The organism is Desulfofundulus sp. JL263-se (genome assembly GCF_056316025.1).
In genome coordinates, this window is the sequence record NZ_CM149993.1 from 2,882,372 (window position 1) to 2,907,380 (window position 25,009).

The 25,009-nt window shown below is 53.4% G+C and carries 21 protein-coding genes and 1 other annotated feature; of the genes, 1 reads left to right on the top strand and 20 read right to left on the bottom strand.

Translation table 11 applies throughout. From position 1 onward, the window contains the following. Nucleotides 1–90: 90 nt before the first annotated feature. Complete coding sequence (locus ACX4JR_RS14910; protein WP_476058796.1) at nt 91–321, top strand: hypothetical protein; 231 nt, start codon at nt 91–93, stop codon at nt 319–321. Nucleotides 322–513: 192 nt separating this feature from the next. Here the strand turns inward: ACX4JR_RS14910 and glmS are convergent, their stop codons facing one another. From glmS to ACX4JR_RS15010, 20 genes are all read right to left on the bottom strand, one after another. After that, a complete protein-coding gene (gene glmS, locus ACX4JR_RS14915; protein WP_476058797.1) occupies nt 514–2,343 on the bottom strand; it encodes a glutamine--fructose-6-phosphate transaminase (isomerizing) in 1,830 nt (609 codons plus the stop codon). A gap of 426 nt (nt 2,344–2,769) precedes the next feature. Next, nucleotides 2,770–4,110 (bottom strand): phosphoglucosamine mutase, encoded by a 1,341-nt coding sequence (gene glmM, locus ACX4JR_RS14920; RefSeq protein ID WP_476058798.1) that lies wholly within the window; start codon nt 4,108–4,110, stop codon nt 2,770–2,772. A gap of 375 nt (nt 4,111–4,485) precedes the next feature. Then, on the bottom strand, nt 4,486–4,752 hold the full coding sequence (locus tag ACX4JR_RS14925) for a hypothetical protein (protein WP_476058799.1): 267 nt from the start codon (nt 4,750–4,752) through the stop codon (nt 4,486–4,488). Between the two features lie 159 nt (nt 4,753–4,911). Then, entirely contained in the window at nt 4,912–6,519 is a 1,608-nt protein-coding gene (cimA, locus tag ACX4JR_RS14930; protein WP_476058800.1) for a citramalate synthase, read from the bottom strand. Between the two features lie 2 nt (nt 6,520–6,521). Next, a complete protein-coding gene (leuB, locus tag ACX4JR_RS14935; RefSeq protein ID WP_476058801.1) occupies nt 6,522–7,610 on the bottom strand; it encodes a 3-isopropylmalate dehydrogenase in 1,089 nt (362 codons plus the stop codon). Next, nucleotides 7,603–8,103 carry a 3-isopropylmalate dehydratase small subunit gene (gene leuD, locus ACX4JR_RS14940; protein ID WP_476060583.1) on the bottom strand — a complete coding sequence of 167 codons (501 nt, stop codon included), beginning with the start codon at nt 8,101–8,103 and terminating at the stop codon, nt 7,603–7,605. Before leuD ends, leuB begins: the two co-directional genes overlap by 8 nt. Next, complete coding sequence (leuC, locus tag ACX4JR_RS14945) at nt 8,103–9,365, bottom strand: 3-isopropylmalate dehydratase large subunit (RefSeq protein ID WP_476058802.1); 1,263 nt, start codon at nt 9,363–9,365, stop codon at nt 8,103–8,105. Before leuC ends, leuD begins: the two co-directional genes overlap by 1 nt. A 6-nt stretch (nt 9,366–9,371) precedes the next feature. Next, nucleotides 9,372–10,901 carry a 2-isopropylmalate synthase gene (locus ACX4JR_RS14950; protein ID WP_476058803.1) on the bottom strand — a complete coding sequence of 510 codons (1,530 nt, stop codon included), beginning with the start codon at nt 10,899–10,901 and terminating at the stop codon, nt 9,372–9,374. Between the two features lie 36 nt (nt 10,902–10,937). Beyond that, nucleotides 10,938–12,605 carry a biosynthetic-type acetolactate synthase large subunit gene (ilvB, locus tag ACX4JR_RS14955; RefSeq protein ID WP_476058804.1) on the bottom strand — a complete coding sequence of 556 codons (1,668 nt, stop codon included), beginning with the start codon at nt 12,603–12,605 and terminating at the stop codon, nt 10,938–10,940. A 25-nt stretch (nt 12,606–12,630) separates the two neighbouring features. Then, the gene (ilvC, locus tag ACX4JR_RS14960; protein ID WP_476058805.1) at nt 12,631–13,623 is read right to left on the bottom strand and encodes a ketol-acid reductoisomerase; all 993 of its coding nucleotides are present in this window, start codon (nt 13,621–13,623) and stop codon (nt 12,631–12,633) included. Continuing rightward, nucleotides 13,624–14,157, bottom strand: a complete 534-nt coding sequence (gene ilvN, locus ACX4JR_RS14965; protein WP_476058806.1) for an acetolactate synthase small subunit — start codon at nt 14,155–14,157, stop codon at nt 13,624–13,626. It lies immediately after the preceding gene. A 14-nt stretch (nt 14,158–14,171) separates the two neighbouring features. After that, the gene (gene ilvB / locus ACX4JR_RS14970; protein WP_476060584.1) at nt 14,172–15,830 is read right to left on the bottom strand and encodes a biosynthetic-type acetolactate synthase large subunit; all 1,659 of its coding nucleotides are present in this window, start codon (nt 15,828–15,830) and stop codon (nt 14,172–14,174) included. Nucleotides 15,831–15,837: 7 nt separating this feature from the next. Beyond that, the gene (gene ilvD, locus ACX4JR_RS14975) at nt 15,838–17,520 is read right to left on the bottom strand and encodes a dihydroxy-acid dehydratase (protein ID WP_476058807.1); all 1,683 of its coding nucleotides are present in this window, start codon (nt 17,518–17,520) and stop codon (nt 15,838–15,840) included. 156 nt (nt 17,521–17,676) lie between these two features. After that, complete coding sequence (gene ilvE, locus ACX4JR_RS14980) at nt 17,677–18,558, bottom strand: branched-chain-amino-acid transaminase (protein ID WP_476058808.1); 882 nt, start codon at nt 18,556–18,558, stop codon at nt 17,677–17,679. A gap of 311 nt (nt 18,559–18,869) precedes the next feature. Beyond that, nucleotides 18,870–19,123 (bottom strand) — a binding site (T-box leader). A gap of 137 nt (nt 19,124–19,260) precedes the next feature. Continuing rightward, nucleotides 19,261–20,799 carry a DUF445 family protein gene (locus tag ACX4JR_RS14985; protein WP_476058809.1) on the bottom strand — a complete coding sequence of 513 codons (1,539 nt, stop codon included), beginning with the start codon at nt 20,797–20,799 and terminating at the stop codon, nt 19,261–19,263. A gap of 205 nt (nt 20,800–21,004) precedes the next feature. Next, a complete protein-coding gene (locus tag ACX4JR_RS14990) occupies nt 21,005–21,433 on the bottom strand; it encodes a type II toxin-antitoxin system VapC family toxin (protein ID WP_476058810.1) in 429 nt (142 codons plus the stop codon). Then, a complete protein-coding gene (locus tag ACX4JR_RS14995; RefSeq protein WP_476058811.1) occupies nt 21,430–21,714 on the bottom strand; it encodes a type II toxin-antitoxin system Phd/YefM family antitoxin in 285 nt (94 codons plus the stop codon). The genes ACX4JR_RS14990 and ACX4JR_RS14995 overlap by 4 nt, the downstream gene beginning before the upstream one ends. Before the next feature lie 261 nt (nt 21,715–21,975). Next, on the bottom strand, nt 21,976–23,358 hold the full coding sequence (argH, locus tag ACX4JR_RS15000) for an argininosuccinate lyase (protein ID WP_476058812.1): 1,383 nt from the start codon (nt 23,356–23,358) through the stop codon (nt 21,976–21,978). 134 nt (nt 23,359–23,492) lie between these two features. Beyond that, complete coding sequence (locus tag ACX4JR_RS15005) at nt 23,493–24,713, bottom strand: MFS transporter (RefSeq protein WP_476058813.1); 1,221 nt, start codon at nt 24,711–24,713, stop codon at nt 23,493–23,495. Next, nucleotides 24,664–24,987, bottom strand: a complete 324-nt coding sequence (locus ACX4JR_RS15010; protein WP_476058814.1) for a hypothetical protein — start codon at nt 24,985–24,987, stop codon at nt 24,664–24,666. Before ACX4JR_RS15010 ends, ACX4JR_RS15005 begins: the two co-directional genes overlap by 50 nt. Nucleotides 24,988–25,009: the final 22 nt, after the last annotated feature.

The following is a 25,009-nucleotide window of genomic DNA, read 5'->3' on the forward strand; positions in this document are numbered from 1 at the left end:
CGTGATGGTCTGAGCACGAACGCATGCCTCCAGTAACAGGAAGAAAAGCCGGGGCGTCCCTCCTCAGTCTCAGAAACCCCGTTCACAACAATGAAGCTCAACTTCAGGGCGGCAAGTATTACCGATAATATATTTAATATATTTAATATATTTAACAATAGAAAAGCAAATCCTTCCAGAATTCCCAAGGAAGAACTCTTTTTGGAGCGCCATTACCGAACCCGGATTAACCGGCATTTAGGACTGGTCTACGCCATCCCCTTTTTGGAGCAACCGCTGCAAGGTGGCGAAGCCGATATTCAGTTTACCGGCTGCCCCTAAATTTTCATCGAATAGACATGCTGCTTCTAGCTTCCTTTTAACCCTATCTTTACCAAAAAAATTTCTGGCATCCAAATTGAATACCAGAAACTGGTGGATAAATGTACAACTTTTTTATCTACTGTACAACTTTATTATTCATTGTACAACTTTTTTATCTGTTAACAAAAGGGAGCCATTAAGCTCCCTTTCTCACTCCACCGTAACCGACTTTGCTAAATTCCTCGGCTGATCCACTTCACAGCCCCTTTCCACGGCCATGTAGTAGGCCAGAAGCTGCAGAGGTATAACTGCCAGCACCGGTGCCAGCGCCGGGTGGGTTTGGGGCAGGTAAACCACCTGGTCGGCCACTTGCTCCAGTTCGGCCAGTCCCTCGGGGGCCAGGGCAAGCACGGTGGCGTCCCGGGCCTTTACTTCCTTGATGTTGCTCACCATTTTATCGTATACGTCCCGCTGGGTGGCCAGGGCCACCACGGGTACGCCCTCCACGATCAGGGCCAGGGTGCCGTGTTTGAGCTCGCCGGCGGCGTAGGCCTCGGCGTGGATGTAGGAGATTTCCTTCAGCTTTAACGCGCCTTCCATTGCCACCGCGTAGTCCAGGCCGCGGCCTATAAAGAACGAGTTTTCGCAGCCGGCGTACCTGGCGGCGAATTCCTTTATAACGCTGCCGTTTTCAAGCACGGATTCAATCTTGTCGGGGAGTTCCCGCAGGCGGGAAAGTATTTCCTTTGCCTCTGCACTGCTAAAGGTTCCGCGCTTTTCCGCCAGGTAGAGCCCCAGCAGGTACATGGCCACCAGCTGGGTGGTGTAGGCCTTGGTGGAGGCCACGGCAATTTCCGGGCCCGCCCAGGTATACAATACGTCATCGGCCTCCCTGGCTATAGAGCTATCCACCACGTTGGTTACGGCCAGGGTCCAGGCCCCGTTTCTTTTTGCTTCTCTGAGAGCGGCCAGTGTGTCAGCCGTTTCGCCGCTCTGGCTTACCGCAATTACCAGGGTGTCGGAATCCATGATGGGATTGCGGTAGCGCAATTCAGAGGCAATATCCGTCTCCACCGGAATCCGGGTCATTTTTTCTATCATATATTTGCCCACCAGCCCGGCATGATAGGCCGTGCCGCAGGCCGTAATGTATATTTTGTTTATCCGGCTCAGCCTTTCTTCCCCCAGGGTGATTTCTTTCAGTATAACCTTACCTTCTTCCGGGTTGATGCGCCCGGCCAGGGTATCCCTGACGGCCCGGGGCTGTTCATGTATTTCCTTGAGCATAAAGTGCTCGTAACCGTTCTTTTCGGCCTGCCCGGCCTCCCAGTGAACTTCGAACACTTTCTTTTGTACCCGGTTTCCACTGCTGTCAAAGATTTCTACCCCGTTGGCGGTGAGGTCCACCACTTCACCGTCCTCCAGGATATAAGTCCGGCGGGTATACTTTAAAAGGGCCGGTATATCGGAAGCCAGGAAATTCTCCCCTTCCCCCAGTCCCACCACCAGCGGGCTGTCGTGGCGGGCCGCCACCAGGCGCCCGGGCTCACCGGCGCAAAGGACCGCCATGGCATAAGAACCTTCCAGCCTGGGGAGCACCCGCCGTACCGCCTCCAGCAGGTCGCCCCGGTAGAATTCCTCCACCAGGTGGGGCAGTACCTCGGTATCGGTTTCGGATTTGAATACGTGCCCCCGGGAAATCAACCACTCCTTGAGAACCAGGTAATTTTCTATAATACCGTTGTGCACCACGGCAAACCTGCCGCTGCAGTCGGTATGGGGGTGGGCATTTTCATCGGTGGGCCGGCCGTGGGTGGCCCAGCGGGTATGGCCGATGCCGCAAACGGCCTCCCGGCAAAACCCGTTCATGGAGGATGCCAGCCCGGCCAGTTTGCCGGCCTGTTTTTTTACCTGCACACTGCCGCCTTCCAGCACGGCCACCCCGGCGGAATCATAACCGCGGTATTCCAGCCTGGCAAGCCCTTCCAAAAGGATGGGTATGGCCTTTTGCCTGCCCAAATAACCAACTATTCCGCACATATATATAAAAACCTCCGTTTCTATCCAGCTAACCATTTATAAAAATAAACACCCGGGACACAGCAAATTCCCGGCACACGCGTCACACTGTGCTTTTCGCTTCGGGATAATTTTCCAAGCCTGCTGTGGAAAATTCTCCCGAATGCCACCGGGCACCTTTTGTCCCGGCGGTTACCCGCCGGTTTTGTAGTGCCGTTAACGGTCGTGGCCCAACCGGGGAGCATCCGCCGAAAACCTCGATAAACTCCCACCTCGTCACCCAGCATTCAATGGAATATTTGCAACATAAATGATACAAACCTTTAGAGACATGATATTATGTTTTCAAAAAGATGCTAACATACCATTGAGTGCTGGGTCTGGCGCTTCGTTTACTGGTTTTCCTTAGACCTTACGGGCCCGGTAAACACCCCCCTTCCCTGGAGTTCAACGGGAATCCACACTTTGCACCACCCGAACCAGCTCATCCACCACGGAGCGGAGCCGGCTCATATCTCTTCCTTCCGCCATTACCCGCACCAGGGACTCGGTACCCGACGGGCGAACCAGTATACGGCCCCGGCCCTGTAATTCTCCTTCCATCTTCTTTATGGCATCTGTCAAAACAGGACTTTTCATTACCGCTTCCTTGTCGGTTACACGGACGTTTTCCAGCAACTGGGGAAAGGTTTCCATCTGTGAGGCCAGCTCGGCCAGGGTACGGCCGCTTTCTTTCATTACTTTCAACAGGTAAAGGGCCGTTAATATCCCGTCGCCGGTGGTGCTGTGTTCCAAAAAGATAATGTGCCCCGACTGCTCGCCGCCAAAGCAAGCCCCCGTGCGCAGCAATTCTTCCAGTACATAACGGTCCCCTACTTTAGTTTCCACCACCCTTATACCGGATTCCTGCATGGCCAGCCGGAGTCCCATATTACTCATCACCGTGACCACTACCGTGTTCTCCGCCAGTTTACCGGCGGCCTGCAGGTGCCTGGCGCAGGCAACCATAATGTGGTCGCCGTCCACCACCCGACCCCGGGCGTCCACGGCAATAAGCCTGTCGGCATCCCCGTCGTGGGCCAATCCCACGTGGGCGCCGTGCTCGACAACCGCCTTTTGCAGCGCTTCCGGGCGGGTGGAGCCGCACCCTGTGTTGATATTAATGCCATTGGGGCTGTTGAAGATAGGTACTACCTCGGCCCCCAGTTCCCTTAAGACCCGGGGAGCCACTTCATAGGCCGCGCCGTTTGCGCAGTCCACCACTATTTTAAGACCCTTTAAATCGGTAGGTACAGCCTGCTTTAAAAACTGCACATACCTGTCGGCTGCACCTTCCACCACTTCAACACGGCCCACTCCCCCGCCGGTGGGAGCGGGAACAGAACGGCAGCCGTCCTCCATTAAACATTCTATTTCCGCTTCTTGCTCCTCGGACAACTTGTAGCCGCCGGGCCCGAAAAATTTGATTCCGTTGTCTTCCACGGGGTTATGCGAGGCCGAAATAACTACCCCCCCCGCGGCCCCGAGGGCCCTGGTAAGGTAGGCAACGGCCGGTGTGGGCATGATCCCCGTCTTTAAAACATTCATGCCCGCGGAACATATACCTGCCACCAGCGCTGCCTCCAGCATTTGGCCGGAAATACGGGTATCCCTGCCGACAACCATGTATTCTCGCCCGCCGTTTTTCCCGAGAACAGCCGCCCCGGCTTTCCCCACATTAAGGACCATCTCCGGGGTAAGGGTTTTATTGGCTATACCACGCACTCCATCGGTGCCGAAAAATGCCATGTAAATCCTCCTAAACATAAAGATTATACTTGTTATTGCAAAAATCAATTCAAATTATAACTTTAACTGCATATACCGTCAATTTAAAACATTTCCTTGCCCGGAAGGTCAATATTATATTATATAAACATCTTATGTTTTGCCGCTTTCAAAGGTCAATAGCAGGTGAAATTTCACTCGCCTCCTTCCGGTACCACTGGTTCCGTTACCCCGCCGCCCCCATTGGAGCTGTCATCCGGGACAATTCCCACCGTCACCCGTACTTCCCGGCAGGGACATTTCCCTAACGATTATCCCCCAGCTGACCCCGCCGGGTCAAGCCATACTGTAATTAAAAAAGAAAAACCGGCCCTCGGCCGGATTTCTCCAAATTTTTTAATTGACAAATCCTGACGCGTTTTTCAAGCGCCGTTTTCTGTCGAAAATACCCTTTGATAAAGTAACAAGAAAATATTTATCTTTTTTGGAACAACCAACATCCCAACCATCTGCCATGGCTAAACGGGCTATCCTCTCAGCAGAGGCGGCAGTGCTCACGTTCCTTATGATGACGGTCCCTCCTCTGACCCTTTCCAATTCCCTTCGTACCACACGTTCCACGTCGGATATGGAAAGGTTTATGGCATTTAATGTCCTGCGCACCGTTCTTCTCCTTCCCTTTGTTAAATTTTTATCTTGATTATGAATTTTATAAACTATTCTACAATTCTATTAATAATCCTCCCCTCGATGTTTAATTTTTAAAAATTTAATTTTTCAATATTTTTTAAAAATTAAGGCAAAGGAAAAAGGGTAAAGAGCCTATGGCCCCCCGTTAGCTGTAAGATGCCTCTCTCCTTTACGCTCCTCACTCTGCTGCAGGAGGCCGTAGGCAATGCTGTCTACCAGCGCCTGCCAGCTGGCTTCAATGATATTGGAACTCACACCGACTGTGCCCCAGGTTTTCCGGCCGTCACCGGTTTCCACCAGCACCCTTACAACCGCGCCCGTACCGTCCTTTCCGTCCAGCACGCGAACTTTATAATCAGTCAGGTGCATATTTTTTATTTCGGGGAAGAAATCATTCAAGGCCTTGCGCAGGGCGTTATCCAGGGCATTCACAGGGCCGTTGCCTTCTGCGGCCGTATGAACCTCATGCTCTCCCACCGTCATTTTTATAACCGCCTCGGAAGATACCTGCCCGTTGTCACGCATCTCAATGATTATCCTCAAATTATCCAGTTTAAAGGGCTCCCGGTAACCGTGAAAGGCCTTGCGTATGCGCAGGGCAAAAGAGCCCTCCGCTCCTTCAAATTGGTAACCCTGATTTTCCAGTTCTTTTATTTCTTCCAGCACACGGCGCCCCTCTTCACCGGCACCTTCCACATCCAGGTTCAGCTCCCGGTACTTGTAAAGTAAATTGCTCATACCGCTCAATTCCGAAATCAAAACCCGGCGGCTGTTTCCTACCAGTTCCGGCCGGATGTGCTCATAGGTGCCGGAGTGTTTTTGGAGGGCGCTCACATGCACCCCGCCCTTATGGGCAAAGGCGCTGGCTCCCACGTAAGGCTGGTTGCTCAAAGGAGGCATATTGGCCAGCTCGCTGACAAAACGGGACAAGTCGGTAATCTTTTTTATACTTTCCCGGGGCAGAACTTCAAAGTTACATTTAAAATATAAATTTGGAATTAGCGAGCACAAATTGGCGTTGCCGCAGCGCTCCCCGTACCCGTTTACGGTACCCTGCACCTGGGCGGCCCCGGCCTGAACGGCGGCCAGGGAGTTGGCAACCGCCAGCTCGCAGTCGTTGTGGCAGTGTATACCCAGGGGTAAGGGTATCCGCTTTTTTACCAGGCTTACAATTTCTGCAATTTCCCAGGGCATGGAGCCCCCGTTGGTGTCACAAAGGATGATGCGAGAGGCCCCGCCTTCCATGGCGGCATCCAGGGTGGCCAGGGCATATTCGGGGTTTGCCTTATAGCCGTCGAAAAAATGCTCGGCGTCGTAAAAAACTGTCAGCCCTTTGGCGCGCAGGTAGGCAACCGACTCCCTGATCATTTTCAGGTTTTCGGCCAGAGTCGTTTCCAGAGCCTTTTCAACATGAAAGTCCCAGCTCTTTCCGAAAATGGTAACAGTGCTGGCGCCGGATTCCACCAGGCAGTGCAGGTTATAATCTTCCTCCGGCCGTATACCGGGCTTGCGTGTACTGCCGAAGGCCGTTATGACGGCATTTTTGAAGGATAAGTTTTTTACCCGCCGGAAGAAGGCCATATCTTTGGGGTTGGAGCCCGGCCAGCCCCCCTCCACGTAATGGAAGCCCATCTCATCCAGTTTTTGCGCAATCTTCAATTTATCTTCCAGAGAGAAGGTAATCCCCTCCCCCTGGGCCCCGTCCCGTAATGTGGTATCGTATATCTCGACGGCTTTCAAATCTATCGACCCCCGGAAGTAGCGTCCAGGTTTTCCACAATTAAGTCTCCCATCTGGGAAGTATTTACTTCCTGCCTGCCCCTTTCCATGATGTCCGGAGTCCGGTAACCGGCTTCCAGCACCCTGGCTACCGCCCCTTCCACGGCTCCTGCCGCTTGGTCATGGCCGAGGCCGTAGCGCAACATCATAGCCACTGAAAGTACAGTTGCAATGGGATTGGCCTTACCCTGCCCGGCTATGTCCGGGGCAGACCCGTGAATGGGCTCGTAAAGCCCTACCCTGCCTCCCAGGCTGGCCGAGGGCAGCATGCCAATGGAGCCGGTGAGCTGGGCCGCCTGGTCGCTTAAGATATCCCCGAACATATTTTCGGTAACAATTACATCAAATTGCCCGGGATTGCGCACCAATTGCATGGCACAGTTATCCACCAGCATATGTACTACTTCCACATCTGGATACTCACCGGCCAGTGAATCAACCACCTCCCGCCAGAGGCGGGAACTTTCCAGCACGTTGGCCTTATCCACCGAAGTTAATTTTTTCTTTCTCCGGCGGGCCATTTCAAACCCCATGCGGGCAACGCGCTCTATTTCCCAGTCGGAATATTCCAGGGTTTCCACCACCCGCCGGCCCCCGCCCGGCACGGTTTCCCGCCTTTTTTCACCGAAATACAGGCCCCCGGTCAACTCCCTGACCACCAGCAAATCCAAATTCTCCACTACTTCCCGCTTCAGGGTGCTGGCACCGGCCAGGGATGAAAAAACTTTAACCGGGCGCAGGTTGGCATATACCTCCAGCTTTTTACGCAGGGGCAGAAGGGCCCCGGCCTCGGGCCGCAGATGTACCGGCAAGTTATCCCACTTGGGCCCCCCCACCGCCCCCAGGAGGACGGCATCGCTTTCCAGGCACAGGCTTAATGTTTCTTCAGGTAGAGGAGTCCCCGCTGCATCGTACGCCGCCCCTCCAATAAGGGCCTCCTTTATTTCAAACTGCAGGGAAAACTTTTGGCCCGCTGCCTTTAAAACCTTCACCGCCTCGGCCGTAACTTCAGGGCCCACTCCATCCCCCGGAAGCACCGCTATCTTAAACATTTTCTTTCACCCTCTTCGCCACGTATTTTATCAGCCCCCCGGCGGAAATAATTTCCTGCATGAAGGGAGGAATGGGAGTGGCCGTATATTCTTCACCCCGGGTGTGATTGATTATCCTTCCGCTTTCCACATGCACCGAAATTTCGTCCCCTTCCCGGATACCGTCCGCGGCCTCGGGCGACTCGAAAATGGGCAGCCCTATGTTAAAGGCATTCCGGTAAAATATGCGGGCAAAGGACCTGGCAATAACGCAACTTACACCGGCGGCCTTAATGGCTATGGGGGCATGTTCCCTGGAGCTGCCGCAGCCGAAATTTTTTCCCGCCACAATTATATCCCCCGGCTGTACTTTTTCAGGAAATTCCGGATCCGCATCCTCCATGCAGTGGCGGGCCAGTTCAGCCGGGTCCGAGGTATTCAGGTAACGGGCCGGGATGATGGCATCGGTATCCACATCGGCACCAAATTTCCACGCTTTTCCTTTTAGTTCCATCATTCCACCTCCCGGGGATGGGCTATGCGTCCCAGCACGGCTGAAGCAGCGGCAACTGCCGGATTGCACAGGTAGACTTCGCTTTCGGGGTGCCCCATGCGCCCCACGAAGTTGCGGTTGGTGGTGGCCACCGCCCGCTCTCCCGCCGCCAGTATGCCCATGTGCCCGCCCAAACAGGGGCCGCAGGTGGGTGTGCTGACGGCAGCCCCGGCATCGATAAATATCTCAATAAGACCTTCCTTAAGGGCCTGCCGGTAAACCTCCTGGGTGCCGGGGATTACCAGCAATCGTGTATTGGGATTTACCTTACGCCCCTTTAATATTAAGGCCGCCTGGCGCAAATCCGAAATGCGCCCGTTGGTACAGGAGCCGATAACGGCCTGGTCAATGGTTATACGGGAAACTTCTTCCACCGGCTTTACGTTTTCGGGAAGGTGGGGGAGGGCCACCTGGGGTGAAAGGCCGGATACATCAAATTCATAGACTTCAGCATACCTGGCTCCCTGGTCGCTGGTATAGAAGGAATAGCCCCTCTTGGCCCGGCCCTGTACATATTCCCAGGTTATATTATCGGGGGCTATGATACCGTTTTTGGCCCCGGCCTCCACCGCCATATTGGCCATGGTAAACCTGCCGTCCATATCCAGGTCCTCAATCACCGGGCCGCAAAATTCCATGGCCTTGTAAAGGGCGCCGTCCACCCCTATTTGTCCGATGGTGAACAGTATGAGGTCCTTGCCCCCCACCCATTGGGGAAGTTCTCCCCGGTAGATAAATTTCAGGGACTCGGGCACTTTCAGCCAGGTTTCCCCCAGGGCCATGGCCGCTGCCAGGTCAGTGCTGCCCACGCCGGTGGAAAATGCCCCCAGCGCCCCGTAAGTACACGTGTGGCTGTCGGCACCTATCACCAGGTCGCCGGGCACTACCAGCCCCTGCTCGGGCAGCAGGCAGTGCTCTATGCCCATCCTTCCCACTTCAAAATAATTGGTAAGCCCGTGCCTGCGGGCAAAGTCCCTGAGTATCTTGGCCTGCCCGGCGGATTGGATATCCTTGTTGGGAACAAAGTGGTCGGGAACAAGCACCACCCGGTCTTTATCCCATACCGTTTCCACGCCCAGCTTCTCAAACTCCCGTATGGCAACGGGAGCCGTTATATCATTGCCCAGAACCAGATCTACTTTTACATTGATAAGCTCGCCGGGCTCCACCTGTTCCCGCCCGGCATGGACGGCCAGAATTTTTTCCGTTATGGTCATGGCCATGCTGTCTCACCGCCTTCCGTTATTCCTTTCGTAGATCATTTTATTTACCGCATTTACATAGGCCCTGGCACTGGCCTCCAGCACGTCGGTGCTGATGCCCCGCCCCCGGTACACTCTCTTACCGTCAACGGTTATCTTCAAGTTTACGTCTCCAAGGGCATCCTTTCCGGAGGTAACGGCGTTTATGCCCCAGCTTACCAGCCGGCAGCTTATGCCGGTAATCTTATCCACAGCCTTGCAAATGGCGTCCACGGGGCCGTTTCCGCAGGCCGCCTCCTCCAATACCTCGTCACCGTGGCGCAGTCCCACCGTGGCCGTAGGAACAACGGTGCTCCCGCTGCTTATGTGCAAATAGGTAAGTTCGTAAGTTGCCGGTACACGCAGAATTTCTTCCTCTACGATGGCCTCCAGGTCCTGGTCGGTGATTTCCTTTTTCCTGTCTGCCAGGTCTTTAAAGCGCATAAAGGCCTTATTTAAATCTTCTCCGGCCAGCACATAACCCAATTCGGCCAGCCGCTCCTTGAAGGCGTGCCTGCCGCTGTGCTTGCCCAGTACGATATTGCTGTGGCTGATGCCAATCATGGCGGGATTCATTATTTCATAGGTTGTGCGCTCCTTTAGCACGCCGTCCTGGTGTATCCCCGACTCGTGGGCAAAGGCGTTTTTCCCCACTATGGCCTTGTTGGGCTGGACGGGCATGCCGGTCAGGGTACTGACCAGCTTGCTGGTGCGGTAAATTTCTTCCGTGTTAATACCGGTTTCCAGGCCGTAAAAATCCCGGCGGGTGCGCAGGGACATAATTACCTCTTCCAGAGAGGCATTTCCCGCCCGCTCCCCTATACCATTAATGGCACCTTCCACCTGGCGGGCCCCTTCCTTTACCGCAGCCAGGGAATTGGCCACGGCCAGGCCCAGGTCATCATGGCAGTGAACACTGATAACCACCTTTTCAATGCCCTTTACCCGCTCTCGAATACTGCGGATAAGTTTCCCGAACTCATCGGGGGTGGCGTACCCCACCGTGTCCGGGATATTTATAGTGGTGGCCCCTGCGGCAATGGCAGCCTCCAGCACCTGGCACAAAAAATCCGGGTCACTGCGAAAGGCGTCCTCCGCGGAAAACTCCACATCCGAGGTATACTTGCGGGCGTGCTTAACCCCCTGTACGGCGGCCTCTATCACCTGTTCCCTGGACATGCGCAGCTTGTGCCGCAGGTGAATGTCCGAGGTGGCAATAAAAGTATGGATGCGGGGCTGGTCGGCGTACTGCACGGCCTCCCAGGCCCGGTCAATATCGGCCAAATTTGTGCGGGCCAGGGCGGCCACGGTAACGCCCCTTATCTCCCGGGCAATGGTTTGCACCGCCTTGAAATCACCCTGGGAGGTAACGGGAAAGCCGGCCTCAATTATATCCACCCCCAGCCTGGCCAGCTGCCTGGCTATTTCCAGTTTTTCAGCAACGTTAAGGCTGACCCCGGGGGATTGTTCCCCGTCTCTTAAAGTGGTATCAAAAATGTAAACCCGTTCTCCGCCCATCAATTGCCCCCCTTGTTAAGAGGTTTTATTTTTCGCTCAACATTCTATGGCCTCGCTTATGGCCTTACCGGCCGGCACCATGGGAGTGACATTTTCCTCTTCACTCACCAGGCAGTTAACCAGTACCGGCCCGGGTAAATCCAGGGCTTTCTTAACTGCTTCGCCGGTTTCATCCCCGGTGCGGACGGTAAAAGCCTCTATGCCGTAGGCCCGGGCAAATGTTTCGAAATCCGGGAGGAACTTATACCTGGTAGCGATATAGCGCTTATTGTAATAAACCTCCTGCAGCTGGCGCACCATGCCCAGGGAATTGTTGTTCAGTATGAAAATCTTAACGGGTAACTCCTGCTCCACCGCCGTGGCCATTTCCTGCATGGTCATCTGGAAACTCCCGTCACCGGTGATCAGAATCACCGTTTCGCCGGGAAGCCCCGCCTGGGCCCCAATGGCAGCGGGCAGGCCGAACCCCATACATCCCAGGCCGCCGGAAGAAATCAGGCCCCCGGGGCGTTTAAAGCGGTAGTACTGCGCCACCCACATTTGGTGCTGGCCCACATCGGTAACCACAGTGGCATTCCCCCCGGTGTACTCGTAAATCTTTTCAATAATGTACTGGGGCTTCAGATCGCGGCCGTTGCAGCAGTAGCTCAAGGGATATTCCTTTTTCCACTGCTCCACCTGCTCCAGCCACCGGGTATTTTCCTTCTTTGAAATCAGAGAGTTGATTTTGCTTAATACCTGCTTTACATCCCCCACTATGGGCACGTCAACCAGCACGTTTTTCCCTATTTCAGCAGGGTCAATATCCACGTGTATAACTTTGGCCCGGGGGGCGAACTGGGCGATCTTCCCCGTCACCCGGTCATCGAACCTGGCCCCCAGGGCAATCAAAAGATCGCACTCCGTGACCGCCCGGTTGGCATAGCGCGTGCCGTGCAGCCCCAACATGCCCAAAAACAGCGGGTGATCCCCGGGGAAACTGGAAAGCCCCATAAAAGTATTGGTAACCGGAGCATTGATGGTTTCCGCCAGGCAGCGCAGCTCTTCCACGGCACCGCTGTTGAGAATACCCCCGCCGGCATATATAACGGGGCGTTCACTTTGTTCTATTAACTTAACCGCCTCGTTAATCTTTTGCGGGTGTCCCCGGTAAGTAGGCCGGTAGCCGCGGAGGTCAACATCCACGGGGTATTTAAAGTCGATTACCGACTCGGCAACGTCCTTGGGCAGGTCAATTAAAACCGGGCCCGGCCTGCCCGTGGAAGCTATGTGAAATGCATTCTTCATAACGATGGGCAGCCGCCGGGGATCCTTCACCAGGTAATTGTGCTTGGTGATGGGCATGGTAATGCCCGTTATATCCACTTCCTGGAAGGAGTCGGTTCCCACCTGGCTGGTGGAAACCTGGCCGGTAATCACCACCAGGGGCACCGAATCCATGTAGGCATTGGCAATGCCTGTAACCAGGTTGGTGGCCCCGGGGCCGGAGGTGGCCATGCACACCCCCACTTTACCGGTGGCCCGGGCGTAGCCGTCGGCGGCATGCACCGCCCCCTGCTCGTGCCGCACCAGCACATGCTTGATGCGCGACTCGTACAGGGCATCGTAAACAGGCAGAATGGCACCCCCGGGAATGCCGAAAATTATTTCCACCTTTTCGTTCTCCAGGCAGCGCACCAGGGCCTCCGCAACGGTCATTTCCACGAGAGATTCCCCCTCTTTATTAAAGTTACTTATTCAGCCAGGGCATCATCTTACGCAGCTCGGCTCCCACCTTTTCAATCTGGTGCTCCCGTTCCTTTTTGCGCATGGCATTAAACACCGGGCGATTGGCCTGGTTTTCCAGTATCCACTGCTTGGCGAACTCTCCGGTTTGGATTTCTTTTAAGATTTGTTTCATTTCGGCGCGAACATTTTCATTAATAATCCTCTTGCCCGACATGTAATCGCCATATTCGGCAGTGTTGCTGATGGAATAGCGCATGAGGCTGAGCCCGCCTTCGTTGATAAGGTCCACAATAAGCTTGAGTTCGTGCAGGCATTCGAAATAAGCCATTTCCGGAGCGTATCCGGCCTCAACCAGAGTTTCAAAGCCGGCCTTGATTAATTCGCTGACACCGCCGCACAACACCGCCTGTTCGCCGAAAAGGTCGGTTTCAGTTTCTTCCTTGAAAGTGGTTTCAAATACGCCGGCCCTGGTACACCCGATCCCTTTGGCATAGGCCATGGCCATTTCCCTCGCCCGGCCGCTGGCATCCTGGTAAACGGCAACCAGCCCGGGAACACCGAGGCCCTCTTTGAACATGCGGCGTACCAGGTGCCCCGGGCTTTTGGGGGCCACCATAAAAACATCTACATCCTTCGGGGGGACGATCTGGCCGTAATGAATGTTAAAGCCGTGACTGAACATGAGGGCCTTGCCGGAAGTTAAGTAGGGCTCTATTTCTTCCTTATATAACTTGGCCTGAATTTCATCCGGCACCAATACCTGAATGACATCTGCCCGGCTGGCCGCCTCGGGCACGGTTAATACCTCAAAGCCGTCGGCCTCGGCCTTTTCACGGCTGGGGCTGCCCTCCCTGAGGCCTATGATAACGTCAAGCCCGCTGTCCTTTAAGTTTTGGGACTGTGCGTGCCCCTGGCTGCCATATCCCAGTATGGCTATTGTCTTATCCTGTAATACCGCCAAATCAGCATCCTGATCATAAAAAACCTTAACCATTTATTCTTCCTCCTTACTATCATTAGTTTTTGAGCCGGCCTCGGAAAGCCCGGTATACCTGGAACCCCTTAACATGGCTATTTTGCCCGTTCGCACAAGCTCCCTGATTCCATAGGGCCGAAGAGATTCTTCAAAGGCATTTATTTTACCTTCATTGCCGGTACATTCCAGAGTAAGGGTCTTTTTCCCCAGGTCCACGATGCGGGCCCTGAAAACATCGGCAATTTGCATTATCTCCCCCCGGATGGAGGGGTCGGCGTTTACTTTAATGAGGACCAATTCCCGGTCCACAAACTCCTCGGAAGTAATATCCCTTATCTTTATTACGTCAACCAGCTTGTTCAGCTGTTTGTTCACCTGCTCTAAAACCCGGTCATCTCCCTCTACCACAATGGTCATACGGGAAACAGTGGGATTATCGGTCCTGCCCACTGCCAGGCTGTCTATATTAAAGCCCCTCCTGCTGAAGAGGCCGGCCACCCGGGCCAGAACACCGGGATTATTTTCCACCAGAACAGCCAGAGTATGCCGCACAGCCGCACCTCCCATCATCCCAGCATCTTATTTATGGCCTCTCCCGGCGGTACCATGGGGAATACGTTTTCCTCGCGCTCAATAATAAAGTCCATTACCACCGGTTTATCCACTGACAGCGCGTGCTCCAGGGCCGGCCGTATGTCTGACGGATCGGTCACCTTGATGCCCACCGCCCCGTAGGCCTCCGCCAGCTTGGCAAAGTCGGGATTGACCAGCTCGCTGTAAGAATAACGGCGGTTGAAGAATAACTCCTGCCACTGGCGCACCATCCCCAGGTAGCCGTTATTTAAGATAGCCACTTTTACCGGCAATTTATAATGTACCGCCGTGCCCAGTTCCTGGATATTCATTTGGAAGCTCCCGTCCCCGGTTATGTTAAATACCGTCTCTTCCGGGCAGGCCACCTGCACTCCCAGGGCGGCGGGAAAGCCGAAGCCCATGGTTCCCAGCCCTCCCGACGAGATAAAGGTGCGGGGGCGGGTAAAGGTATAATAGTGGGCGGCCCACATCTGGTGCTGGCCAACATCGGTGGCAACCCTGGCCTGCCCTTTGGTAACGTTACAAATTTCGCGGATTACCTGCTGGGGCTTTATGCGCCCGTTTTCCTCGTAACTAATTGGGTATTCCTTTTTCCACTTGTTTATGGTTCCGTTCCAGGCACTCTCCACTCTGGATTGCAGCTGTTCCAGGATGGCTCGCAGGCATCCCCTTACATCTCCCACTACAGGAAAGTCCACCCGTACATTTTTTCCTATTTCCGCCGGGTCTATGTCAATGTGGATAACCCGGGCGCGGGGGGCAAAGCTATCCAGTTTACCGGTAACCCGGTCGTCGAAGCGCACTCCCACGGCCACCAGAAGATCGCACTCGTAGACGGCGTAGTTGGCATATTTGCTCCCGTGCATTCCAAGCATTCCCAGGGACAGCGGGTGATCGCCGGGGAACGCCCCCAGCCCCATTAAGGTGGTGGTAACGGGCATCAACATTTTTTCCGCCAGTTCCTTCAATTCCCTGTGGGCGCCGGAATTAATCACTCCGCCCCCGGCATAAATAATGGGCCGCTCAGCTTCGGCTATAGCCCGAACGGCCCTGGATATCTGCTGGGGATCCGGCTTAGTAACGGGACTGTAGCCGGGCAAATGCACCGGCCCCGGGTCCTCGTATTCTGTAACCGCACCCGATACGTCTCGGGGAATATCCACCAGCACCGGTCCGGGACGTCCGGTAGTGGCAATATAAAAGGCTTCCTTTACCACCCTGGCTAAATCTTTTACATCCTTGACTATATAATTATGCTTGGTAATGGGCAAAGTAATGCCGGTAATGTCAGCCTCCTGAAAGGAATCCTTGCCCAAAAGGGTGGTGGGTACCTGGCCGGTAAAGGCGACCATGGGTATGGAATCCATATGAGCGTTGGCAATTCCTGTAACTAAATTGGTAGCCCCGGGGCCGGAAGTGGCCAGGCAAACCCCGGGCTTTCCGGAAGCACGGGCGTACCCGTCGGCGGCATGAGCAGCACCCTGCTCATGCCGGGTCAAAATGTGCTTTATGTCCGCGTCATACAGAGCATCATATATGGGTAAAGCTGCGCCGCCGGGGTAGCCGAATATGGTATCCACCCCTTCGGCAAGCAGGCTTTCCACCAGGATTTCAGCCCCGGATTTCTTCATTGCCAATTCACCTCCGGTCATTATTTCCGCCATGCTCCAGTACCGCCCCGGTACTGGCAGAAGTAACCATCCGGGCGTACCGGCCCAAATATCCTTCTTTGATTGACGGCTCGGGGGCCGTCCACTTCGCCAGGCGGGCGGATATTTCCCCTTCCGCCAGCTCCACATTTAACCGGCAATTGGGAATATCTATTTCAATAATATCCCCGTCCTGCACTACGGCAATGGGCCCCCCCCTGGCTGCCTCGGGGGAAATATGACCTATGGATGCACCCCGGGTGGCGCCGCTGAACCGGCCGTCCGTTATAAGGGCCACATCCTTATCCAGCCCCATGCCGGCCAGGGTGGCGGTGGGAGTAAGCATTTCCCGCATACCCGGCCCTCCCCTGGGGCCTTCGTAGCGGATTACCACCACGTCACCTTTCTTTATCTCGCCATTCATTATGGCCCGGGTGGCGTCCTCCTCCGACTCAAATACCCGTGCCGGGCCCCGGTGTACTAACATTTCAGGGGCCACCGCCGACCTTTTGACCACTGCGCCGTCCGGGGCCAGGTTGCCCCGCAGCACGGCAATGCCGCCGGTGGGACTGTAGGGATTATCCACGCTGCGGATTACATCGGGCCTTAATACTACGGCGCCCCGGATATTCTCAGCCACTGGTTTCCCCGTTACGGTCTTGAGGCCGGTGTTGATAAGCCCCTTTTTCGCCAGAAGAGCCATTACCGCCGGGATTCCCCCCGCCTCATCCAGGTCCTCGATATGGTGTTCCCCGGCAGGGCTCAACTTGCACAAATTGGGTGTCTTTTGGCTGATAGTGTTTATCTTATCCAGGTCAAGCCCTATGCCGGCCTCATGGGCAATGGCAGGCAGGTGCAGGACCGAATTGGTGGAACATCCCAGGGCCATATCCACGGCCAGGGCATTTTCAAAAGCAGCGGGAGTCAGGATATCGGAAGGCTTTATTCCTTCCCGGACCAGCTCCACAACCCTGAAGCCGCTTTCCTTGGCCAGGCGGCGGCGGGCCGCGGAGACTGCAGGCAGAGTACCGTTACCCGGCAGGGCCATGCCCAGGGCCTCGGTAAGACAGTTCATGGAATTGGCCGTAAACATTCCTGCACAGGAACCGCAGCCCGGGCAAACTGACTCTTCCAGCCGGGCCAGTTCTTCTTCGGTCATCCTGCCGGCCTTAACAGCACCCACCGCCTCAAAAATATTGCTCAGGGACAACTTTTTGCCCTTGAAATTACCCGCCAGCATAGGCCCGCCGCTCACCACCACTGCCGGTATATCCAGCCGGGCAGCGGCCATAAGCATGCCCGGAACAACTTTGTCGCAGGCGGTAACCAGCACCAGCCCGTCAAAGGGATGGGCGGTGGCCATTATCTCAATGGAATCGGCAATTATTTCCCTGCTGGCCAGGGAATATTTCATGCCCGCATGCCCCATGGCAATGCCGTCACATACCGCAATGGTGGGAAACTCCATGGGGGTGCCCCCGGCCATTCTAATACCTGCCTTAACGGCTTCGGTAATTTCCCGCAAGTGCACGTGGCCGGGCACCACTTCATTAAAGGAATTAACCACTCCGATCAGGGGGCGCTCCAGTTCCCGGTCCACCAGGCCCAGTGCCTTTAAAAGAGACCGGTGCGGAGCTCTTTCCAGGCCTTTTTTTATCACGTCGCTGCGCACGATAATTCCTCCTTAGATTGCTGCGTTGAAAAAACTATCCAACAGGATTAACAGGATAAAACCAGGATTTAAAATTTTTATAAATTATTACGATATTTATTATATCGTTATATATATCCAGTAAATCCTGTAAATCCCGCCGAAAATAATTTAAAATTATTCCTTAAAGATCTGCGGGCCGTCCACCTTGGTCAGTTCACGGAAAGCGCGAATGAGCTTCCAGGTAATTTCTCCCGGCTTGCCGTTACCTATGGTTCTGCCGTCAACCTTAACCACGGGAATAAGCTCGGCGGCGGTACCGGTTAAAAAGCATTCATCGGCATTATATACATCGTGCCTGGTAAATAATTTCTCTTCCACGGTTATGCCCCTTTCCCGGGCCAGGTCCATAACGCAGTTGCGGGTAACTCCTTCCAAAATGCCCGCGTAAGAAGGCGGAGTGATGAGCTTGCCCTTTTTCACCAGGAAAATGTTATCTCCGGTAGCCTCGGCCACGTACCCCTCCTGGTTGAGCATAATGGCCTCGGGCACCCCGGCCAGGTTGGCCTCAATCTTACCGTAAATGTTATTCAGGTAATTGAGGGATTTTACCCGCGGGTTGCAGGCCTCGGACAAGTTGCGCCGGGTAGCCACGGTTACCACTTCCAGGCCCCTGGTATATAATTCGTCAGGATAAAGTTGTATAGAGGCCGCAATACAAAAGATGGTTGGTTTTTTACACTTCCTGGGATCCAGCCCCAAATCCCCTATACCCCTGGTGGCAACCAAGCGTATGTATGCATTCCTGAGATTATTGCGGCGGCAGGTTTCCAGCACCACCTCGCTCATTTCTTCCTGGCTAAGGGGTAATTCCAGCATTATAGTCCGGGCCGACTCGTAAAAGCGCTCAATATGTTCTTGAAGCTTGAATACGCGGTTATGATAGGCCCGGATACCTTCAAATACCCCGTCGCCATACAAGAGGCCGTGATCGAACACTGAAACGATAGCTTTTTCCTCCGGTACAAATTCCCCATTCAGATAAATAGTTAATCCCATACTTCCCCCACTCCTGTAAGTAGTTTAAGTTTAATATACTAATGAAAAATCAAAAGACCCCGCTGATATAATTCCTTTTCAGAGTGGAACCTATCCGCTCGGGTCTTTTATCCCCACGGTGTAACCCCGGGCCCGGCGCAAACAGCAGCTGATATTTGAATAATCCGGCACCGTCTTTCCCAAGGCCTGTACCGCTCGGTCCAGTCCTCCCGGCTGCAATACAGCGGGAGCGGAACCCTAGGTACACTTCCCTCTCAACCGTATAAAATTGTTAATAACTAAAAAACCTCTCGCACCTGACAGCCATTTCTGTCAGGGACGAGAGGCATACTTCACCCCACGCGGTACCACCCTGTTTGCTCCTATCGCAGACAGGAACCACCTCTTTATGTGTCGAAGCCGACACTTGGTTGATAACGGGTCCGTGCCCGGCCCTGCCTACTGGCCACGGCTTTCGACAGGACGGCTCCGGGGCGATATTTCACCTGGGTCGGCACCGGTTTTCAGCTCCCCCGGCTCTCTGTGGCTCGACTTGTCAGGCTACGCTCCCCTTCACGGCCTTTTTCCTTTAAGCTTGTTATCAAAGTATACAGCAAAACCCCCTCAGGGTCAACAGTTTTTTAGCCAGGTTTTCATAAAGGGGAAATAATAAAAGTTAATTTAAAAGTGCTAATACCGCGGTCCCCTTTTTCCGGCAATAAATTAATGACCACCCAGTACCTGCAGGGCCACCATGCTTATTCCTATAACGGCACCTAAAATAGCCCCCAACCAGGTTATGGCAACCAGTTCCCGGCGCATGATACCCAGCACCAGGTCCTCCACCTGAAGCACGTCCAGTTCTTGCACCCGCCGGCGCACCAATTGGCTGAAATCTACAAAATCCAAAATGCCCGGCAGGAAACGGTCCACGAAATTTCGGTAAAATCCCAGCACCTTTTCCTCCAGCTGCACCGTTTCCCCGGAGGCAAAGACCGGCCATAAATCAGCAACACTGGTCATTAAAAATGAGGAGGCCAGTTTATCGATAAAGTCCTGCACCATAATCTCAGAACCCGGATTGGACGCTATTTTTTCAATAACTTTTTTAAAATACTCCTCCACTTCTTCCCGGTTACTGATGCCCAGCAATTGCCCCCAGGTCATACCGGTATCCGCCAGGGCCTTTTCAGCCCTGGCGGCAAGCCCGGACAAAATCTCCCCGGAACATATTCTGTCACTCAGCCAGTCACCTAGTTTTACTATTATTTTTTCCCGGATTTCAGCATCCACCGCCAAAACCAGGTCACATATACGCCGGTTCTGCAAGTCGTCAAGCAGCTGTTTCATTTTCTTTACAAGCTGCTCCCGGCTTTCGGGCCCGGCAAAAAAATTGGTTACTTCCTCCACAATCCTATCGGCAATTTGCCCGGGATCGCCTCCTAAAAGGCCCAAAACATTGCCCAAAATCCGGCGAACCTGGCTCCTGCTGAAAAAACCTTCCACCCGTTTGGCCAGCAATTCTTTGGTCTCCGGCGAATTGAGGTAATTCTCCACCAGTATCACAATGCGGGGCCCCTGCTTTTCCACGCATTCCCTGAGCCCATCCAGTAAGGGCCCCGGTATGCACTCTTTTACGGTAAGAGTGCTTGTACACAGCTGGCCGGCTCTTTCAGCCAGAAACTCCTTAATGCGCTGCCGGCAATTACTTCCATACAGCAGCCCAGCAAGAGCCTTCTGCAGGGACCTTTTACCCCGGGCAAATTCCTCCGTTGCAAACAACTCCCCCGGTTTCCGCTCCAGCAGGTTAATTACCCCCGCCGTCAGCACTTCCGCCAAAAGGTCCCGGAATCGCTCCCCTCGAATACCCTTTAAAGTGCAGCACTTAACTTGCTCCAGCCATTTCCCCCTTGTGGGGGAATCAATACCCAAATCCTCCAAAATATCTTCCAGGGTCTTGTCTCCGGCATTACGTATCTTTTCCCGGATAAAAGCTCGAATCTGTTTCTCCGCCTGGGGCGACAGCAACTGCCCCGAAATATACTCCCCGGTCAGCAAATACCCGCTTACCGCCTCCCCGATACTTTGGGCCAGGCGGGCCTTTTCTTTGGGTATCACCCCCGGGGTTAAAGGTATCCGGATGCCCAGTATATATTTTGCGGTCAGAGGGCGAAAGAGCATTTTTATGGCAATCCAGTTGGTAACATAACCGATTACAGCGCCCACCAGGGCGCTTATCACCAGCTGTCCCCAGTTAAACATATTCTCCCCAATTCTGCTTTTTCGTTCTGGTAGAAATCATCCACCGTAATCTGCCGAATTTTATTCCCTATTCCATAATTTTGCCGGTTAGCCTTTATTATAACACGCCCGGCACTCCTGAGCGTCAAAAAGGACCGCGTCCAGGCTGTTTTCGGCAACGGCCGCAAAGCCCGGTTCCCCGGCCGTAAAGTGCCAATTTAAACCGCTACTGTGGGCTTAACTTCTCCCCGTGCGCGGCAGTATTTAAACGCCTATCAAATGTCAGCATGATCAGCTCAGGAATTTCCGCCTGCAGTGTTTTAGCAGTAGCAAGGTGCCATAAGTCAGCACCCCGCAAGGGCCATTTGGAAGCAAGCTTTTTGATATATTCTTCCTTGGGCCCGATATACAACTGTCTCCAGGGCCCATTTTCCAGCGCCTCTATGGCGGCCTCGACAAGCACATCTGCTAAAAAACGCTCGCGCTGGATACGGGAGATAACGGCATACGTTTCAGCTACAGCCAGAGTAGAAATTAAATGAACTCCTTCTTTACGGGCCCAGGCAGAAGCCACCTCGCTATACGCATCCTTAAATAGGGCAGATATGATGGCAGAGGTATCCCAGTATACCACAATGAATGTACTTTGGCTCATGCATTGCGTTCCTCCTGCAAGATTTTCCGGGCCAGTTCATCATCTATGGGAATGGGCGGGGGAATGCTGCGCACTTTTTTCCTGGGAGAGGCAATCCACCCGTTCTTTTCAAGGTTTTTGATACGCACCTCCAACGACAGCATTTCTTCTGATACCGGAACAATTTTACCTACAGGCTTACCGCGGTCAGTGAGAATAACCTCTGCCCCCTGCCGGACATTCTTCAATAGCTTGCTCAAATTTTTTTTTGCTTCCCGAATGCCAACACTAATACTTTCCACTTAATCACACTTCCTTTGTGGTAACAGTGGTTACATTCATTATAATTGCTTGGAACTATGTTATCAACAATTTTTTATATAAACCGCTACACATCCTGGAATTTTTTCAATAACTGTGGCGGTTTCTGTTATACTCTAGTCTACTTATAACAAAAATATCAAGAAAGCCCCGCAAATCTTTGCGGGGCCTCGCAAGCCACGGTACGTACAAGTAAACCATTACTTAAGTTCCTTTACTTATAAATCACCACACTAAATAATTCAAGCCTGACCCGCCAGCCTCTCCCGGTGGCGGTTTATTATTTCCCGCACCCTTTCCGGGGCCGGCCCGCCGAATACTTTGCGGGCGGCCACGCACCTTTCCGTGGCAATGAAGTCATATACGTCTTCGGCAATAGCCGGGCTGAACTGCCTGTACTCATCAAGGGTAAGTCCCTCCAGGTCCTTTTCCTTTTCCAGGCAGTACCATACTATTTTCCCCACCACTTCGTGGGCTTCCCTGAAGGGCAGGCCCTTGTTCACAAGGTAATCCGCCAGGTCGGTGGCGCTGGTAAAGCCGCCGCCGGCGGCCTTTCTCATGGTTTCTTTCTTCACCCGCATGGTGGCCAGCATGGGGCGGAATACCAGGAGGCACTTTTTCACCGTGTCTACAGCGTCAAAGAGGGATTCCTTGTCTTCCTGCATGTCCTTGTTGTAGGCCAGGGGAAGGCCCTTCAGCATGGTCAAAAGCGCCTGCAGGGAACCGAACACCCGGCCGCTTTTTCCCCGTACCAGTTCCGCCACGTCCGGGTTTTTCTTCTGGGGCATCATGCTGCTCCCGGTGCTGTAGGAATCGTCAAGCTCTATAAATCCGAATTCCGCCGAGGACCACAGGATAATCTCCTCGCAGAAGCGGCTCAGGTGCATCATGATCATGGCCGCGGCAAAGACAAATTCCACCACGAAATCCCGGTCGCTCACCGCGTCCAGGCTGTTTTCGGCAACGGCCGCAAAGCCCAGTTCCCCGGCCACGAAGTGCCTGTCCAGGGGGAAAGTGGTGCCGGCCAGGGCCCCCGCGCCCAGGGGCATGACATCGGCCCGGCGGCAGCAGTCCCGCAGCCTGTCCACGTCCCGGTCGAACATCATAAAGTAGGCCAGCAGGTGGTGGGCCAGGGTGACGGGCTGGGCCCGCTGCAGGTGGGTGTAGCCGGGCATCACCGTTTCCACGTGCTCTTCCGCCAGGTTCAGGAGGGTCTCCTGCAGTTCCCGGAGAAGACGGATAACTTCATTGATTTCCTCCTTGACGTACATGCGCATGTCCAGGGCCACCTGGTCGTTGCGGCTGCGCCCGGTGTGCAGCTTTTTGCCCACCGGCCCTATTTTTTCGGTGAGCAGCTGCTCCACGTTCATGTGAATGTCCTCGGCCTCCACGGAAAACTCGACTTTTCCGGACTCTATGTCATCCAGGACCTCCCGCAGGCCCTGCACGATTTGTACCGACTCCTCGGGCGTGATTATCCCGGTTTTGCCCAGCATTTTGGCGTGGGCAATGCTCCCCAGGATATCGAATTTATAGAGTCTTTTATCGAAGGAAATGGACGAGTGAAAGTCGTCCACCAGTTGGGATGTTTTCTTCTGAAAGCGTCCGGCCCATAATTTTCCCATTATAACCCCCTCTTCCTCAATGTTGCCGGTTAACCTCTATTATAGCACCCCTGGCAACGGGTTCAAAAGAATTTCCCCTATCACGTAATTAATGTATAAAATTAGAAAGCACCTCAGGTATTACTCCGCTTCACTCACTCGCCGCTTTTGGAGCAACGATGGGGTACCCGGATCACTAGTGCTTCCCGGCCAGGCAAAAAAAGGGCTAACAACAAACCAATTACCGGGAAAAATATCATAACATGAAAAACCGCCGGGAGTCCCCAATGGTCGGCCACCCAACCTAAAAATGTAGTACCTGCTCCGCCCATCCCGATGCCAAAACCCAGCATAAGTCCCGAGGCTAGTCCAACATTATTGGGCAACAACTCCTGACCAAAAACTACCGTTACAGCAAAAGTAGATATTACTGTAAACCCCATTAAGGCCACTAATATAGTTGTCCAGATACCGCTAAGAAGTGTGAATAAATATAACAAAGGTATCAGCAGAGCCATAGAAAAAACGATTACGTTTTTAAGCCCCCAGCGATCGGCTGCCGGCCCTCCAGACAAGGTACCAAAAACACCCATGAACAAATATATTGAAGTAAGCGCAGCTGCATAAGCCTCACTTTCATGTAAGTAATGAATGTAATATTGTGGGAGAAAGGTCACCATACCGAAATGAACCCCAGAACGCATGATAACTATCAGTATCAACAGTACAACTGGGATAATCATTTTTATTGTACTCAAATTTTTAACGGTATTTACGGAAGGAATTTCTTTTTTCGGCAAACCCACTTGTTCTAAGGTACCGGTCTGGGTGCTCGCAATGTTAGACAAGTAAATCCAAAGCAATAGGGCCATAGTACCATTTAATACTAAAAACCCCAATGACCCCTCTAATCCTGCTAACTCAAAGAAAAAACTGGCTAAAACTGGACCAGCTGCAAAACCGAGGTTACCGCCTACTGAAAACATGGACATCCCTGTGGCCTTGCGCGACCCGCTTGCAAAACGGGCAAATTTGGAACCTTCAGGATGATAGGCAGCCACACCCAGCCCGCTAATCAATGCTGCCAGCAACAAAACTGGATAGTTAGGACTTAAGCCGGTAAAAGCCATGCCCAATCCCGCCAGCAGACAGCCCAAGGGAACGAGCGAGGCAAGTCGAAAACGATCACTTAAAATTCCAAAAACCGGCTGTATAACGGAGGAACTGAAATTAAATGCCAGCATCACTATCCCCACCTGTAACTGGCTCAGCATGAACGAAGGCTGCAAAAAAGCCAGAAACATGGACAATGCTCCCTGATTAATGTCAGTTATAGCGTGACCTGCTCCTAATAACCCCAGTAACTTTTTGTTCATTTTCATTTTTTTCACCTTTTTTAAGAATATACCTCCCCAAACTCTCCCTCCTGCCGCACAGCAACCCGGTCACCATACTTCTGGAGAAGGCCGTGCACTTTGCAATTCCCTCATAATCGAGACCAACCACATATTTTACTACCATTACTAACCTCTCTTCAGGCGACAACCCCAGCAATTCAAAAGTTCTACGTGACAAACATGGCTGTGGGCTTGATGGATAACTCTGCGAGTTACCCACAAGGCCCACAGCCACTACTACGACTACTATCAACCACACTATTAACTAGGTATAG